13 protein-coding genes are annotated in these 15,996 nt (G+C 55.0%); 8 read left to right on the top strand and 5 right to left on the bottom strand.

Annotated features, from left to right (window positions below):
- Window positions 1-58: 58 nt before the first annotated feature.
- From PSR63_RS20815 to PSR63_RS20835, 5 genes are all read left to right on the top strand, one after another.
- Window positions 59-1,453, top strand: a complete 1,395-nt coding sequence (locus tag PSR63_RS20815; protein WP_274327600.1) for an MBL fold metallo-hydrolase RNA specificity domain-containing protein — start codon at window positions 59-61, stop codon at window positions 1,451-1,453.
- The gene (locus tag PSR63_RS20820) at window positions 1,450-2,316 is read left to right on the top strand and encodes an LOG family protein (RefSeq protein WP_274327601.1); all 867 of its coding nucleotides are present in this window, start codon (window positions 1,450-1,452) and stop codon (window positions 2,314-2,316) included. The genes PSR63_RS20815 and PSR63_RS20820 overlap by 4 nt, the downstream gene beginning before the upstream one ends.
- Window positions 2,313-3,110, top strand: a complete 798-nt coding sequence (locus tag PSR63_RS20825; protein ID WP_274327602.1) for an SDR family oxidoreductase — start codon at window positions 2,313-2,315, stop codon at window positions 3,108-3,110. Before PSR63_RS20820 ends, PSR63_RS20825 begins: the two co-directional genes overlap by 4 nt.
- A 157-nt stretch (window positions 3,111-3,267) precedes the next feature.
- Window positions 3,268-5,166: a TlpA family protein disulfide reductase gene (locus PSR63_RS20830; protein WP_274327603.1), complete on the top strand. Its 1,899-nt coding sequence runs from the start codon at window positions 3,268-3,270 to the stop codon at window positions 5,164-5,166.
- Window positions 5,167-5,328: 162 nt separating this feature from the next.
- Window positions 5,329-5,835, top strand: coding sequence for a peroxiredoxin family protein (locus PSR63_RS20835; protein WP_274327604.1), 507 nt, complete (start codon window positions 5,329-5,331; stop codon window positions 5,833-5,835).
- A gap of 111 nt (window positions 5,836-5,946) precedes the next feature.
- Here PSR63_RS20835 and PSR63_RS20840 read toward each other — a convergent pair whose 3' ends face one another.
- From PSR63_RS20840 to PSR63_RS20850, 3 genes are all read right to left on the bottom strand, one after another.
- Window positions 5,947-6,912: a transglutaminase-like domain-containing protein gene (locus PSR63_RS20840; RefSeq protein ID WP_274327605.1), complete on the bottom strand. Its 966-nt coding sequence runs from the start codon at window positions 6,910-6,912 to the stop codon at window positions 5,947-5,949.
- On the bottom strand, window positions 6,905-7,870 hold the full coding sequence (locus tag PSR63_RS20845; protein WP_274327606.1) for a transglutaminase-like domain-containing protein: 966 nt from the start codon (window positions 7,868-7,870) through the stop codon (window positions 6,905-6,907). Before PSR63_RS20845 ends, PSR63_RS20840 begins: the two co-directional genes overlap by 8 nt.
- 355 nt (window positions 7,871-8,225) lie before the next feature.
- Window positions 8,226-8,465: a hypothetical protein gene (locus PSR63_RS20850; RefSeq protein WP_274327607.1), complete on the bottom strand. Its 240-nt coding sequence runs from the start codon at window positions 8,463-8,465 to the stop codon at window positions 8,226-8,228.
- 217 nt (window positions 8,466-8,682) lie between these two features.
- Here PSR63_RS20850 and PSR63_RS20855 point away from each other — a divergent pair, with 217 nt between their 5' ends.
- Window positions 8,683-9,690 (top strand): hypothetical protein, encoded by a 1,008-nt coding sequence (locus tag PSR63_RS20855; protein ID WP_274327608.1) that lies wholly within the window; start codon window positions 8,683-8,685, stop codon window positions 9,688-9,690.
- A gap of 101 nt (window positions 9,691-9,791) precedes the next feature.
- On the opposite strand, the gene PSR63_RS20860 is transcribed toward PSR63_RS20855, so the two are convergent.
- Window positions 9,792-10,034 carry a hypothetical protein gene (locus PSR63_RS20860; RefSeq protein ID WP_274327609.1) on the bottom strand — a complete coding sequence of 81 codons (243 nt, stop codon included), beginning with the start codon at window positions 10,032-10,034 and terminating at the stop codon, window positions 9,792-9,794.
- Between the two features lie 366 nt (window positions 10,035-10,400).
- On the opposite strand from PSR63_RS20860, the gene PSR63_RS20865 reads away from it, so the two are divergent.
- Complete coding sequence (locus tag PSR63_RS20865) at window positions 10,401-13,409, top strand: tetratricopeptide repeat protein (RefSeq protein ID WP_274327610.1); 3,009 nt, start codon at window positions 10,401-10,403, stop codon at window positions 13,407-13,409.
- A gap of 2 nt (window positions 13,410-13,411) precedes the next feature.
- On the opposite strand, the gene PSR63_RS20870 is transcribed toward PSR63_RS20865, so the two are convergent.
- On the bottom strand, window positions 13,412-14,512 hold the full coding sequence (locus PSR63_RS20870; protein ID WP_274327611.1) for a GNAT family N-acetyltransferase: 1,101 nt from the start codon (window positions 14,510-14,512) through the stop codon (window positions 13,412-13,414).
- Between the two features lie 501 nt (window positions 14,513-15,013).
- Between PSR63_RS20870 and PSR63_RS20875 the strand changes: the two genes are divergently transcribed.
- A complete protein-coding gene (locus tag PSR63_RS20875) occupies window positions 15,014-15,955 on the top strand; it encodes an AAA family ATPase (protein ID WP_274327612.1) in 942 nt (313 codons plus the stop codon).
- Window positions 15,956-15,996: the final 41 nt, after the last annotated feature.

The following is a 15,996-nucleotide window of genomic DNA, read 5'->3' on the forward strand; positions in this document are numbered from 1 at the left end:
GAGTGGATCAGATTAGAGAAAGAGGAAGTCAGGCACCACAGGCACATGAGGTAGTTGAATGACGCGATTGACGTTTCACGGAGCGGCGGAAACAGTCACGGGATCAAAGTATCTGCTCGAAGCGGACGATGCAAAGGTCTTGATCGACTGTGGTTTGTTTCAGGGGCTGAAGGAATTACGTTTGCGCAATTGGGATCCACTTCCTTTCGCGGCCGACTCGTTGGATCGAATCGTCCTGACGCATGCCCACATCGACCATACTGGCTACCTGCCGAGAATTGTCAAGGATGGCTATCACGGCCCCATTCTTTGTACGCCAGGAACGAAGCGGCTGACCGAACTCTTGCTATTGGATTCTGCCGAAAACCAAGAACGTGATGCCGATTACTTCAACCGCAAGGGCTTGTCGAAGCATAAGCCAGCGTTGCCGCTGTACGATCCGAAAGATGCTCGCAAAGCCATCAAGCAGTTGAAGGCCAAGCCCCGAGAGGAGTGGCACAAGGCAGTCGGACCGATCTGGTTTCGATTTCATGATGCCGGTCACCTATTGGGATCGAACATGATCGAAGTCGAGATCCGTAATCAGGACCCACCACTACGACTTCTGTTTTCTGGCGATGTAGGTCGCTACAATGCCCCGCTTTACCACGATCCCCATGAACCGCCCCGCTGTGATTTCCTGATCTGCGAGAGCACTTACGGAAATCGTGATCACCCAGAAGGGGACGTGCTTGACGATCTGGAAACAACAATGAACGAAGCGATCGAACGCGGTGGCGTGATTCTGATGGCCTCGTTTGCCGTGGGAAGAGCCCAACAGCTGATTTACTTGCTGCAGGTTTTGATGCACGACGGGCGGATCCCCAAGATTCCGATCTATCTGGATAGCCCTATGGCGGTCGACGCTACGGAGATCTTCCGTGACTTCGCCGATGATCATGACCTTTCTGAAGGAAGGTTAAGTGGCCCGGATAGTGTCTTGAATGGAGCGAACGTGCATATGGTACGCAGTTCCAAAGAGTCGCGGGAACTGAACAAGTTGAAGGGGCCTGCCGTGATTATCGCATCGTCAGGCATGATGACCGGCGGGCGGATCCTCTTTCATTTACGACAGCGTCTGCCTTGGCCACAGAATACGCTGCTCGCTGGAGGCTTCATGGCGGCCGGTACGCTGGGCCGTCGGATTCAGGAAGGTGAGAAGACGGTCCGCATTCATAAAAAGGATGTCCCGGTGAACGCTCATTTGGCTTCGATTTCAGGCCTGAGTGGTCATGCAGGACAGAGCGAACTATTGCAATGGGTTTCGGGACTCCCCAAACCGAAACTGGTCTTTCTGACGCATGGCGAACCTGAAAGTGCGTCGGTACTATCAGGCCTGATGCGACGGCGGTTCGGCTTTCGCACGCTCATTCCAAGGATGGGAGAATCGTTCGAATTAGAGGAACTAACATGATGACACCCCACGAAGAAGAAAACCGCGAACAAATTGTTAATTCCCCCAGCTACGTCCTGCCGGAACTGGACACCGATTTTCTCCAAAGTGAGGAAATGCGGGGACTACGCATGCAGCTGGAGTACACCAAGCCTGATTTGTATCTACGGCGAAAAAAGATCAACTCAACGATCATCCTGTTCGGCGGTACGCAGATTGTCGAAGAGTCAAAAGCCCAAGAGCATCTCGATAAGCTGAAGCATCAGCGCGAGAAGGAAGGGGATCGCCCGGAGCTTTTGCGCGCGATCCACCGCGCCGAGCGGCAATTGGCAAAGTCGAAATACTATGACGAAGCACGCGCCTTCGCCTCGCTCGTTTCACGAAATTCCTATAACCACGATCGCTACGATCATGTGATCGTCACCGGTGGTGGGCCGGGCATCATGGAGGCCGGCAATCGCGGAGCCTATGATGTTGGCGCGCCCAGCATTGGGCTCAACATTACGTTGCCGGAGGAACAGCACCCCAATCCGTATATCACGCCGGGCTTGTGCTTTATGTTCCACTATTTCGCCATGCGTAAGATGCACTTCCTTATGCGAGCCAAGGCCTTGGTCGTGTTTCCTGGGGGCTTTGGGACATTCGACGAACTGTTCGACGCGTTGACGCTTCGTCAGACCGACCGGATGCAGGCAATTCCCATCATTTTGTACGGCCGCGAATATTGGAAGCAGGCAATCAATTTCGAGTTCCTGGCCGACGAAGCAGTTATTCGGGATGAGCATCTGGAGCTACTTAGCTTCGCCGATTCTCCAACCGAAGCTTGGAAGATCATTCAAAAATTCCACGAAGCGAATCCGGAAGCCAAGGTAATCGCGCCATGATCAGCGGCAAGCAAAGAACTTTCGGCGACGTTCGCCCGGTTGCCTTGGTGACTGGCAGTGCGAAACGTGTTGGCCGCGTGATCGCTCAGCACCTTGCCGATTGCGGCTACCGAATCGCGATTCATGCCAACACGTCGATGGACGAGGCCAAACGCTTTGCGGAACAATTGAAAGAGCAGGGGACCGAGGCAAGTGCTTTCGAGGCAGACGTGACGTGCGAATCCTCGATCAAGGACATGGTCGATAAAGTTCATTTCTACTTCGGTCGGATCGACGTGCTGGTGAACTCGGCGTCCATCTTCTTTCCCACACCGCTCGACGAGCTAACGGAAGAGGATGTCCAGTCATTGTTTCAGGTGAATACCTTCTCGGTCCTCAGTTGCAGCCGGTTCGTCGCCCAGCGGATGAAAGAGCAGGCCACAGGCGGGGCGATCGTAAACATCGCCGATTGGTCTGTCGAACGACCAGCCAAAGGGTTCTCGGCTTACATCGCCAGCAAAGGGGCGTTGGTTACGCTCTCAAAGAGTTTGGCCATAGATCTGGCAGCCGAAAATCCGGCTATTCGCGTCAACGCAGTGCTGCCAGGACAGGTATTGTTGCCGGAAGGATCAGGCGAGATAAAACGCCAGGCTGCCATCGATGCCACACTCGTCAAACGCATGGGTGAGCCGGAGGATGTTGCCCAGGCAGTTAAATTCTTGGTGGAAAGTCCTTTCGTGACTGGTGTCTGCCTGCCGGTTGATGGGGGACGTACGGTATTTAGCGGGCAATTCGACGACGCTAGCGTCCACTAGGCTCGCGATTCATCTCCTCTCCCTCTGTCAGTGGGGAGGTGCCAGCAGAATCCTCTGAAATCGGCGCTGTGTCCGATTGGCGATTGTTCTACAATCCCGCCGCGACTTTCCGTGGGCAATCGGAAAGGATCCGAGAAATTTCATCAGGAAGTGTTCCATGCGAGTTCGAGTGTTGCTGAACAAAAGTTGCTGGTCCGCAGTAATTGCGGCTTCAGCTGGACTGACTTTCGCCGGTTGCGGTGGTGGCGAAGCGAATCCACCAGCGGTAAGTATTGAACAATCGGGTAGCCCATCGGCATCGGCACCGGCTTCCAATGCGGCTCCGGTCCAGCAGCCGACCGTGGAGGTGACGGCTTCCAACACGGCCGAAGCTCCGGCGAATCCAGCAACGGCCGCTCCGACGCAGCGTACGACTCCAGCTCAATTGACTTCCACGCAGCAGCCAAACGGCGGTAACGCCCCGGCCGCAAACATGCCGGCTCAAGGTGCTGCCGATATGCAGATCAACGCCGGCGGAAACCCTGCCGCTGGTCAGCCGGAACTTCCACCACCGCTCACGGCAGCCGAACTGGCAGCCCAGATGGACCTGAACAACGTTCCCGACGGCACACCCACCGAACTGTTGACCTACATGAACAACCTGACGGCGGTTCCTTTTCCTGACAACGCTACCCCTCAGGAACTGCGACAGTTTGCGACCAAGGTTTACTCCAACGTGATCACGGCTGCCGACAAGCTGCTGGTTGGTCAGGCAGCAAATTCCGAAGAACGCCGCAACGCGGTTCAGTTCAAATTCAATGCCTACGAAATGCTGATTCAGATCCTTCCGAATCAAGCAGAACAAATTCGCCAGGAACGCATTCAGTTCGCTCAGAACATTGCTCAGTCGAAAGATCCCGAAGTATCGCGATTTGCTCGTCTGTTCCTGTTCGAGCAGATGCTGGCTCAGTTTGCCGCCGGCGAGCCTTCGCTGTTTCAGCCTGTGCTGGAAGACTCTCGCTACATTATCGAAGACCCCAATGCGGACATCATGCACTTTGGTGTCGCCGAGAATGCAGCGACCGTGTTTGCTCGTATGGGGCACACCAACGAAGCGGTCTCGATCTTGACCATGATGAAGAACTCCTTCACGGGTACTAAGGACGAGAAGCTGGCTGCTCGTGCGGCGGAACTGGATGACATGATCATGCAGTACAAGATTCTCGGTACGATGATGGCTGCCGCCAATGGCGATCAAGCTGCTGAGGATCAACTGGTTGCCGCGATTCGAGCCTGGATCGCAACCAAGCCGAAGGAAGATCTTGAACCTCTGCAGATGCTCTCGACTATCGAAATGCAGATGGAAGATTATCGCAAGATGCAGTTGGCTCGAAAGCTGGCCAACCTGATGCTCGAGTTCTATGGCAATCACCCTGATCCGCAGGTCGTCGAGTCGGTCAACGTTTCGGTTTCCAATGCAGAAAAACGTACCGGCTTGATTGCCAAGCCGTTCGTTGTTGAAGGCAACAACCTGAACGGTACGCCTTTTGATTGGAGCCAGTACAAAGGTAAGTGGGTTCTGGTCGACTTCTGGGCGACTTGGTGTCCCATCTGCATCGAAGAAATGGGCAACATCAAGCAGGTCTATCAGAAGTATCGCGCCAAGGGCTTCGAGGTGGTCAGCATCAACCTGGATGAGGACCCACGTGCTCGAAGTGCGTTCTTCCAAAGCAATGCTTTGCCGTGGCCAACGGTGGTCAGTGCCGACCCGAATAGTGTCGGCTTCATGGACCCCAATGCCCAACGCTGTGGCGTCGAGGCCCTGCCGTTTCTGGTCTTTGTCGGACCTGACGGAACGGTTGTGGAAATCAACCCGCGCGGTGAACGCCTGGAAGAATTGCTGCAAAGTGTCCTGAACAAGGGAGCTGGCGGTGTCGGATCACTTTCCAATCCGACCGTTGGCGTCATGCAGCAGGTTCCTGGAGCAACGGCTCCTGCCAACCGCGGTCAAGTTCAGCCTCCACAACAGGTTCCGGCGACTGCTGAAGCAGACGTAAGCCTGAAGGTTGTCCGCTAAGCGACTAATTCGCGTCCAAAATCGATCAACGAAAGCCTCGGATCTTGAAGATCCGAGGCTTTTTTCATGGGGCGTAAGCTACGACACGGTTCGAAAGCGACGTGCGTGTCACTCTATAATGAAAGTTGTCCGTTCATATCCTCAAACACAGGAGAGTCTTCCATGTTCGCCAAATGGATTTCCGGTCTCAGTATTCTCGCTATCGCCGTCTTGGCGTCGCCGATCATGGCCGACGAATTGAAAGTCGGAGATAAGGCTCCTGCGTTTTCCTTGAGTGGAGAAGGGGCCGACACGATCAACCTGGTCGACTTCAAAGGTAAGAAGCTCGTCATCACGTTCAACCGCGCCAACTGGTGCCCCTTCTGCATGAAGCAAGTCGTTGATTTGCAGAAGAACTACGATGCCATCAAGGATGCCGGTGCCGAACTGCTGATCATCTGGCGAGAAGAAGCAACCGGCTCGGATGGCCTCAAGAAGATCCGCGAACGCACCAAAGCGGCCATGCCGTTTGCGTTGGATCTGGAAGCCCAGAAGACAGGTGCCTACAGCACGGATGGTTTCGATGCATATATCCTCGACGAGGAAGGCAAGATTATCGCCATCCTCGAAGGCACGAAGCCGGATCGCGCGTTGGGTGATGAAATCCTCCATGCACTGGGCAAGAAGTAGCCCGCGAGATCTTTTTCGGATGGCTGGTAGCGTTTCACGGAACCAGCCATCCTTAGCACTGATCTATCTGATCGCCCAAGTACTGCGTTACGAATCTCCAGCGCCTCAATACTATTGGGCCGCTCGGGGTGGCTCTTTCCCCGGTGGCGGAAGCCAAGTGACGACTGGGGGCGTGGTTCCCTTGTAGTCGCGGATAGCTAACTCTTGCTTGACATAGTGCTGCGGTCGACGACTTCCTGGTATGCGGAAGTTGTCTCCTTTTTGCAGAATCGGACGCTTTTCAGGCGATTGTCCGAAGGGCCAGTTGCCCGTCATCTCGACAGCCACCCAGCGATCGGTGCCGTCGTCCGTCTTGGTCAGAAATTCGGGATAGCAGTGACCCGGTACCCAAACCGTTCTCGCGGGCACATTACCAGCACGGCAGAGGGCGACAAATAGAGTCGTCATTTCTTCGCAATCACCGCGACCTTCATCCAGAGCAGCAACCGCTCCTTTCATCGGACCGTTCTCGTACGCCACGTTTTCGTGCACAAAGTCGTAGTACGCTTTCACCTGCTCCCAGGGCGTGACGCTGGGTTTGGCCAATGAATTGGCAACGCCAGTGATCTTTGCGTCGCGACTCTCGACAAAGGGACTAGGTAGCAGATACTTGCGTTGATCCCGATCCAGATCCTTGCTCGCGGGAAGTATCAGTTGTTGGGGGTCACTCGGAGGGGTAACGCCCTGTCGGGCAACGCGAAACCGGAGCAGTACCTTGGCAGTATCGCCCGCAGACAGACGCGGAATATCGACGCGTGCCTGACGAGTACCGTCCAGGTCAACGAATCGCAAGTTCGCACCGTTGGGGTGAAGCTCTTGATGGACAAGCTCGGCCTGTTGGTCTTCCCAGTTCGAAGGAACGGGAAATGTCGCCGTAACGCCCAGTGTTGTCCCGGAGACCTGCAGCGTGAAGCCGGTCTCGAAGGTATCGCCATCGGTCAATTGCGCGGTCGGCGTTTCGACTGGTCCGAACTGAGCCTGGGCGCTGGCGCAGATGGCCAGCACAATCATCAACGCATAGGAGAGATACTTAGCCACCGAGCACCTCTCGGACGAACTCGACCTTTGGTTTTCCGCCGCCGCGAATGGCTTTGCCGCTGAGTTTTTCATTCACAAAGCGAACAGGATCTTTTCGACCGGGAACGCGAAAGTTATCTCCCTTTTGAAGAATGACCGGATGGTCAGGCATTTCGCCAAACGCTCGATCTCCCGCAACACGGCACGGATACCAATGGCCTTCCCCTTCCGCGTCTTCTAAGTAGAACTCGGCGTAGCTGGAACTAGGGATCCAAACCGTTCGAGCCGGAATATCGGCGGCACGGCAAAGGGCGATGAACAATCCAGTGACGTCCTCGAAGTCCCCCTTCTTGTCACGCAGAGCCGTGACGGCGTTGGTTGGTTTCATCGAGGTGAAGGTAATGTTCTCGCGGACCCAGTCGTAAATCGCTTCGACCTTTTCCCAGTCGGAGTCGATGTCTTCAATGATCGCGTTAGCCTGGCGACGGATCTCACCGTGGCGAGATTCGATGTAAGGACTCGACCCCAGGTAGCGTCGCATGGCGAGCGGAAGCCGTTTGGGAATCGTCAGGCCGGAGGTGTCTGCGGGAGGTGCGGCCGAGCGTCGTTCGATCTCGACGGTAATCACCGCGACAGCGGTTTGACCGGGATTAATACGAGGAACGGTGATCATCATTTCCTTGACGGTTCCTTCCACCAAGCGATAGCCGACTCGACCAATCTCGGGAGAAACCTGTTCATCAGCCAGGCGGACGGTTTGTTCTGGCCAATCGGCTGGAACCGGGATGGTTGCCGTCAGGCCGCCACAGGGACCACCAACCGCTGCGATTTTGACGCCCACCTGATACTTCGTTGTCTTTGAAGTTCCCAACACAGTGGCCGACTTGGCTTCGTCCGGCTGGACGTTCTCGAATTGGGCCCATGCCGGTTGGGGGCAAAGGACGCATAGAATGAGCAGGGCAAAGGTTGATCGAAGCATGAGATTCAGGTGAGGTTGGAAGATCGAAAGGGGGTTCGTCTCTTCCATGAGAACCGCTAGGCAAGCATTCCTTCTCCCACCGCTCTCTACTCTATCTTAGTCAGGGCGCGCATGGCGGGGTAATCTGGGGCAGGGATTCCGGAGAGTTGCCTGATTGCCGAGGTGTTCTAAGAACGACAACTGTTCTAACAGTCGTGCGGGTTGGGCGGACTGGCGTAGATAAGCCGGGGTCGACGCAGTCGAGTGTCCGAAGAGAGAGTTAGCCAACAAAAAACCGCCCCAGTATCGAGTAAATCTCGAAACTAGGGCGGCTAATTGACCGTGTTTCCCTTGATGTTACTTCAAGGTGATTCGCTTAGCGGGCAGGGGCCGGCAAAACGGTTTCCGGCGATACGATCACGGATGAGCCGTCAGTGTACGAACCTTCGTACGAAATGGCTGGATCGTAGGTGGTTACCGCAGGGCCGACTGTTTCAACCGGTCCGCAGCAACCATCGTTGCTCGATCGACCGCCGAAAAAATTACCCCCGCAGCGGCAACCGGCGGTCGCGGCAAGTAATGCCACGCACGTCAGTAATAGCGTAAAGCGCTTCATGGGAGTTCTCCTCATGGGAACGTTGCGACTGGGGAAATGAACTAAGCACAGGTTTGGCTGCAAAACACTACCCCATAAATAACGATGTGCAACTTCCATATGAGAATTTCCTGCAACATTGAATGTTGAAAAAAATCATCACATCGCACTTTTTAGATGGTAGAGTTACTGCGATGGATTGCGTGACCGCCAAACTCCCCCCAAGCCAGCAACTTTGATGAACGCTTACGCTTTGCCCACCCGCCCAATTCGTTTCGGTTTGTTCGCCCTCGTGTTGATGATGGCACTCTGTACCAACCTCTTGGCCGAAATGGCTGGGGTTCGTGAGTCCATCAATGGCTATCCGTGCGGCTACGCATGCAAAACGCCACGTCCCGGTGATGAGATCTTTCTTGTCTCTACACGCTGCCTGCCGGGAGGTTGTGGTTGGGAGTTGCCTGTCGAGCAAGTGCAGGTCTCGCAGTATTTGCCCGGTGAAGGCTGGGTTTCCATTGACTGGGAGACCTTTACGCAAACACAATCGCCGGGTGGGCTAACTAGCGTTTACGTCCATGGAAACTGGATGGATACCTATTGGGCCGAACGTCGCGGGTGGGAGATGTACCACGAAATGACACGGAACCTTTCGATGGATCAGAAAGTCCGTCACGTGATGTGGTCGTGGCCGACTCAGGAACAACCCAAACCGCTGCAAACTGTGCGTCAACATGCCGTGAGAGCGGACGACGATGCCTTCTACCTGGCATCGTATCTGATGACCATTCCTACCGAAGAGCAGGTATCGATCTCGGCATTCAGCCTGGGGTCGCGTGTGGCCTTGGGGGCGTGTCACTTGATGGCGGGCGGTGCGCTCCGTGGACGGGCCCTGCCTGAACATGAAACGAATGTCCATGGTTACCGCGTCGCGTTGTTTTCAGCCGGTGTGACCTATTCAGCAATTTACCCGACCGGACGCAATGGTCAGGCACTCGATGTGATCGATCGCATGTACAGTGCGTTCAATAGTGCGGACAAGATCTTGCGCTTTTATAAGATGGCAACCCAACGCAAAGGCGATCAGGCCGCGGGATCTATCGGTTTCAGTTTGGCGTACGATCAACGACCCAAGGTCGAGCAGGTCAACGCGGCCAACGTCCTGGGGAAGGAGCACAGCTGGGACAACGTGGTTTGTGCTTACTGTTTGATGGAGCGGGCACGCGATTACTTACAGTGGAAAGAGATTTAACCGCTGGGCAGTTCCGTGCGATGAACGCGCAGCAAAACACCGCGCTGCATGGGTGAATGCAACGCGGTGCTCCGTGTTGTTTGCCGTCGACTGAACGCGACTTAGTAGTCGTAGCTGCCTTCGAGAGCGGCTTGTTCCGCCTTGTAGGCCTCCATGGCGTCCGACTCACGTTGCAATTTGAATTCCGGTCCTTCGGAATAGTACTGAACGTCGTCGCTCATGTAGTAAGGGCTGGGAAGTGTCTGTCCACCGACATCCACTTGGCAACCAGTACCGGCCAGCAGAGCTAGACATCCGAGACCGGAGTACAACGTGGTCTGAATCCAGGTGCGTTTGGTTTCCATCCTTGGAAGTCTCCACCAGGTCGGCGACAGGTTCGTCCTGAACCAGATCCAATATTCGCCGCGGGCTGAAAGGGTCGCGTGAATGAACAACGCATGTGATGCGTAAAGTCGTTACATTCGGTATCGACCCTTCGCAGGCGAAACTTTGCATCAAAAAGTGGAAAAACCCGTACAGGCATCCAAATCAGTTTATTCGGTGCAAATTAACACCACTGTGATAGCACGATCACCCTGGATGGGTTCCTGTCATGCAACCATTTTGATTGTTAGGTGCCTAACGTTGTGTCTTTTTCTGTGAACTGTTTGCAAGTGGGGGGTAGAATGGCGTTAACACCACCGTTGACGCAATTCCCAAGGAGCTTGCCGATGCTATTGGCTAGCAGCCGCACATTCCTCGCAATCATCTTCGCTATCATTGCTGGTCTCGTGACTCCCATTGATGTCTTGGCTCAAAATAGGGGCAGTTCGGCCGTCCCGAGCGATGCCTACTATGCCGGGTTCATCCCTTTCTATCAGGGGGACTACCAAGGCGCCGGGGAGGTCTTTAACGCGGCTGGCCGTTCCGGCGTTCGTTCGACCGAGGGGCGTTGGATTGACTCGATCTGTTACGCCACCATGCTCGGTGAATGCCATTTTCAAATGGGAAACAATGCCCAGGCACTCGAGAACTACAACACCGCACTCCTTCTATTTGTTCAGCATTCCAATTGGATGCTGCGTATTAACCCAGAAAGCTTGAGCCCTGTTGGGCCAGTCAGTAATGACTTGCGGGCTAATGTCACCTGGGGAAAGTCGGGTCGAAATACGCTGATTGGCAATTACCCCGATTCGCTTCCCACCTTCCAGGGACAGACCGATGCCCAGAATCAAGCGGCTGTCCGCGGTGGCGGTGTTCTTTCGGCTGGTCGGATCATGCCTGTTCGGGCTAGCGAGATTGCTCGATGCATTGCCTTGGCAATTTTCCGCCGGCAAGAGATCATGGGGCCGATCAGCAGATACGATGGCCTGACGGGGCAACTCGTCGGTATCTTGCAGCGTCGTCCTGCTCCACCGAACCATTGGACCGGAGCCTGGGTCGATGTACAGCATGGCTTGGCTTTGGCTGCCGCAGGAAAGAACGAAGAGGCAGTTCAAACGCTTCAGCGAAGTCTTACGACTGCTGGCCAATACGATCACGACCTGACTTCGTTGGCACTTTTGCAACTGGGGCGAATCGCTCTCCAGCAGCAAGACTTCCCTGCCGCGCAGACTTACTTTTTGGAAGCAACCTACTCAGCGGCAGCATTTCAGCAGTATCAGCAAATTGAAGACGCCCTCGATGGTCTGACTAAGGTCAGTATGATCACCAAGGCAGGCCAAATGCCGCAGGGACTGCTGGCGATGAGCAACTGGAACGAGCTTCGCAGGCTCGATGCGTTACGGGCCAAGCTGAGCCTGGCACTCGCCGAGGCAAATGCCTACATGGGGAACCTTCCTGCGGCCAATGGTGCGTTGGAAGATGCCCGACGGGCGATGAACCGTCGATCGATGAGCAAAGGACGCGTGGGTATCCGCTATGGATACCTGTCGGCTTTGTTGGCTTTTCAGGGGGGTAACGCCTCCGCTGGCACTAGCAACTTTGTCTCGGCGGTGGCAGCCAATCGGTCTGCTTCGACGCGAGTCTATCAGACCGAAATGACGAACCAATTGTTCGTGTCGAACACGATCACCGAGCGTTCGGCTCAGCTTCTCTATGACGAACTCTTGCGCGAGCCAACCGACGCGGACTGGATCTCTGAACCGTTCGAGACGCTCACTGTCCTGCTGACCCCTAATCCGACGGCAATGGAGAATTGGTTCAACACGGCCGTCATGCGGAAGCAACCGGAACTGGCTCTCGAACTGGCTGATCGTGTTCGTCGCATGCGGTTCTTCGCCACGCTTCCTTTAGGGGGACGTTTGCTGGCGCTGCGTTGGGTTCTCGAATCCCCCGATGCCGCACTCGATACCAAAGGGAAATTGCAGCGGCAGGATTTGTTAGCCAAACATCCTGAGCTGAAAACATTTCAGGACGAAGCGAAGCGGCTCAAAGGAGAGCTTCTACAAATTGACCTGCAACCTGACGAAAAAGAAACCTATGTGAAGCAACGAGATCTGGTCGAGAAGTTGCAGAACGTTTCCGATGGCTACGAAGTGCTGTTGGGGGCGATCGCTCTCCGGCGGACGCCTAGCCAGTTTCTCTTTCCGCCGCTGAAGTCGACCGCCGAGATTCGCGAGAAGTTGGAAGACACACAGCTCGTGCTAACGTTCTTCTCAACCTCTCGCGCCGTGCATGCGTTCTTGTTTACCAAGAAGGACTACGTGCACTGGACACTCGATAACCCACGCGAGATCAAGGGCCAGATTGGAGATCTGCTGAAGCAGATTGGCTTGGTGAAACGAGACGCCCCGGTTCAAGCAAAGGACTTGGCCGAAACCGAGTGGAAAACCACGTCGGCAGAACTGCTCAAGCGGTTCATTCCCACGTTGAAGCCCGGGTTCTGGAATACGTATTCCGAGTTGGTGATCGTTCCAGACGATGTGTTGTGGTACGTCCCATTTGAAGCACTTCACACCGACGATGGTCTTGGAGCCGGGCACACGGTACCGGTATCCGAAGTGATTCCGATTCGATATGCACCGACGGCCAGCTTGGCCGTCCCGCAAAAGGATGCCCGACCGCGACCACAGAATACGGCGATTGTCGTGGGGCGTTTGTTTAACTCGGACGAATCCGATATTACCGTCGAGCAATTCGACCAGTTGAAGGACGCTTTCGTCGCTCCGGATCGGATCGATCGACCGCCGGTTGGCCCTTCGAGCTTGTTGGCGAAGGTCTGGGATCAGTTGGTGGTGATTGATGACAGTGAAGATGCCAACCGGGGCGATGTTTGGAACTGGTCTCCAGCACAAGCCGATCGAAGTAAGCCTGGCAGCGAATTGGCTGCGTGGCTGCGATCTCCCTTGGGTGGACCGGAAGTGATCTACCTTCCTGGGTTCCACACCGGTGCGGAAGATGCTTTAAAGGGAAACACGACCGGCAGTGACATCTTCTTGACAACACTGGGGCTCATGGCAACCGGTTCGGAAACGGTGGTGCTCAGTCGCTGGCATTCGGCGGGTGCAGCCAGCGTGGCAACGGTAGAAGGAATTGCCAGGCGAATCGCCGACATGCCGGCAAGCACTGCATGGCAGGAAACGATGGCGGATGTCCGGAAGTTATCGCTTGATCCTAAGAAGGAACCGCGTCTGAAGGGGAGCGGGGCAAGCATTCCGCAGACGCTGGATCACCCTTACTTCTGGGCCGATATGATGTTGATCGACACCGGCATCGATCCCAAGAGGGAGATGCCGTAGCATCAAGCGGCACTGCGATGGTATTTCCACCAGTGCCCCATTCGCAGCACGTTGGCCGGGATAGAGAGCCGGGAGTAGTGGCAAATCCGCTCCGCTTCGAGCGTTCGATTGATCCAGCGTGATTTGATCTCCAAGTGTTCTGGACCGAGGTCGATGATCTTATCGCCGCGAGCAATCGAATCGCGAATCTGGTGGGACATCATCACGGTTCCCGGGTTGAGTTGCTTGCTATCTCGCTCGTAGCCCATTCTCATGCCCAGAAGATTTCCCTGATGATGGAAGTTGTAGCTGAACGCAATCATGCGGTTTTCATGCCGTAGCGTCATGATGTCGATCATCCCTAGCCGCGATGCTTGGACGAAACATTCTCGAAAGTAATCGGCCGCTTCTGGGTGCGAGATGGTCGTTCCCGTAGTGCTGCACGCCTGCCATGTTCGTCGTGCAAGGAGCACGCACTCGTCATACAGACTAAAATTGGGCTCGCCATTCTCGGTTGGACAGGGAACTGGCCGGTAGCGTTCACTTGTTACTCCGGCTTCGTCCGCCTTGCGAAGCGTTCTTCGGATCGTCGCCCGAAACTTGGAACTACGCGTCGAGACAAACTCTTCGAAGTCGCCAGGTAACGCGATCGCGTAAGAGGGATTCCACGGCAATACCCTCGGGGACATGCCATGACATCGCATCGTATTGAAGATTCGACCGCGGTCGACGGTCGGGTCGACATAGCGGAGGTCCAACAGGTCCCAAGTGCGTGGCGTCGCTTGTAAGTACTGCATGGCGGCATAGAGTGTGGCGGTTTGATCACTGCCAATGGGGCCATAGAAAGGCCCCCAGCCATCAAGCGGGTAGGTCAGGATACGCACCGACCCAGCCTTGGTGCGTTCGGTTTGTTCGACGAGCGGTAGGATTCCTTGGATTTGGCAGTCTACCTGGACTAGTAGTACCCGCAACTTCTTGCCGTGGCCAAAAAACTTCCAGTAAGTTTCCAGCCAAGGCAGGGTTTGAAAGAACGTCGCATTGGGTGTCTTGGCATGCAGTCGATTCCAGAAGCAAGCGTAAGCCCGCAAATCTTCGATTTGGTTGATTTCAATCACTTCTGACATGGCTCTTTCCCCGGTTGAAGCATTAGCAAGGACCCTAGGGAGTAACTTGCAAGGTAGATGCCACACCTGGGGGGAAGCAAGGAATTGTCAGCTGGAAACGGCCTAAGCCATTGTTGCCATGTGCTTTACGTAGACAGGAACGTTGTAAGGTAAAAGCTTGGAGAATGTTTCAGAAAAGCAACGCTGTTTCGCTACGGCAACATCCTGAGAGAAGCGTGAGAGGATAAGAGGCTCTGATATTTCGTGCGATAGTAACATTTGAAACTTTGCGGGGTTGCTATCGGTATTGCGATTTGTCCTGAGAATCTTTTCGCTGAGTCTCGTGGCGAAACGAATCTTGGAACACTACTTTTCCACATCGATTCGCTATAATGAGTCAGCTCAGACGAATGGTGACGTGTCTTACCAAGTCGACGCCGCGTCAGCGTTCGCCGGGTTTGCCTGCCACGAAGCGACACCGATGAATCACAAGTGAAGATCAGCACGCGCAAGGGATGTTGAATGCCAGCCGAGCTCTTAAGCCTCGTATCCGAGTTGGAAGCGAATATAAATCAGGTAGTGGTGGGAAAGCCGGACGTTGTACGGAAATGTCTCGTGGCTTTACTGGCAGGCGAGCATATTCTACTTGAGGACGTTCCCGGAGTGGGCAAGACCTTGGTAGGCAAGGCGTTAGCTCGTAGCCTTTCTGGTCATTTCTGCCGATTGCAGTTCACGCCTGACCTTCTTCCGAGTGACATTGTTGGCTCGAACATCTTCAACACGAAGACTAACGAGTTCGTGTTCCACTCGGGCCCCATTTTCTCGAACATTGTGATCGCGGACGAAATCAATCGTTCTTCCCCGCGAACGCAAAGTGCTTTGCTGGAAGCCATGAGTGACCGCCAGGTTTCGATCGACGGCGATACGCATAACCTGCCACGCCCGTTCATGGTGATCGCCACGCAGAACCCATTTGAGTTCGAGGGAACCTATCCGCTTCCCGAAAGCCAGTTGGACCGCTTCTTGATGCGGATTTCGATGGGCTACCCTGACCGAGCTGCTGAACGCACGATTCTCGAATCGCACCGTATTGGCGAACCAGTGGAAGACTTGTCGCCGGTCGTGACGTGTGATCAGATCGCACAGCTCCAAGACACGGTGCGAAAGATCGAAGTGAGTGAAGCCATCAGTGAGTACTTGTTGGACATCATCGACGGCACACGAACGAGCGATGATCTGGAAGTCGGGGCGAGTACCCGGGCCGGTCTAAGCTTGTTCCGGGCTGCTCAGAGCCAAGCCCTGCTTGAAGGTCGTGAGTACGTGGTTCCTGATGACGTGAAGCATCTTGCTGTCTCCGTGCTTGCCCACCGAGTGATCCCGAAGGGATTCCTCCATGCCGGGCAGCGAGAAGCGGTCGAATCGATGGTCGGCCGAATTGTGGAAGAGATTTCGATACCTGTGTAGGGATGTTGGGGCCGTTGATTTTCGCGGCCAATCGTTTCCGC

Source organism: Bremerella sp. P1 (genome assembly GCF_028748185.1).
Lineage (GTDB): Bacteria > Planctomycetota > Planctomycetia > Pirellulales > Pirellulaceae > Bremerella.

What these genes read in the sequence shown, in the direction of transcription:
- PSR63_RS20815 (WP_274327600.1), top strand. Translation starts at nt 59, where the DNA reads ATGACGCGATTGACGTTTCACGGAGCGGCGGAAACAGTCACGGGATCA.
- PSR63_RS20820 (WP_274327601.1), top strand. Translation starts at nt 1,450, where the DNA reads ATGATGACACCCCACGAAGAAGAAAACCGCGAACAAATTGTTAATTCC.
- PSR63_RS20825 (WP_274327602.1), top strand. Translation starts at nt 2,313, where the DNA reads ATGATCAGCGGCAAGCAAAGAACTTTCGGCGACGTTCGCCCGGTTGCC.
- PSR63_RS20830 (WP_274327603.1), top strand. Translation starts at nt 3,268, where the DNA reads ATGCGAGTTCGAGTGTTGCTGAACAAAAGTTGCTGGTCCGCAGTAATT.
- PSR63_RS20835 (WP_274327604.1), top strand. Translation starts at nt 5,329, where the DNA reads ATGTTCGCCAAATGGATTTCCGGTCTCAGTATTCTCGCTATCGCCGTC.
- PSR63_RS20845 (WP_274327606.1), bottom strand. Translation starts at nt 7,870, where the DNA reads ATGCTTCGATCAACCTTTGCCCTGCTCATTCTATGCGTCCTTTGCCCC.
- PSR63_RS20850 (WP_274327607.1), bottom strand. Translation starts at nt 8,465, where the DNA reads ATGAAGCGCTTTACGCTATTACTGACGTGCGTGGCATTACTTGCCGCG.
- PSR63_RS20855 (WP_274327608.1), top strand. Translation starts at nt 8,683, where the DNA reads ATGAACGCTTACGCTTTGCCCACCCGCCCAATTCGTTTCGGTTTGTTC.
- PSR63_RS20860 (WP_274327609.1), bottom strand. Translation starts at nt 10,034, where the DNA reads ATGGAAACCAAACGCACCTGGATTCAGACCACGTTGTACTCCGGTCTC.
- PSR63_RS20865 (WP_274327610.1), top strand. Translation starts at nt 10,401, where the DNA reads ATGCTATTGGCTAGCAGCCGCACATTCCTCGCAATCATCTTCGCTATC.
- PSR63_RS20870 (WP_274327611.1), bottom strand. Translation starts at nt 14,512, where the DNA reads ATGTCAGAAGTGATTGAAATCAACCAAATCGAAGATTTGCGGGCTTAC.
- PSR63_RS20875 (WP_274327612.1), top strand. Translation starts at nt 15,014, where the DNA reads ATGCCAGCCGAGCTCTTAAGCCTCGTATCCGAGTTGGAAGCGAATATA.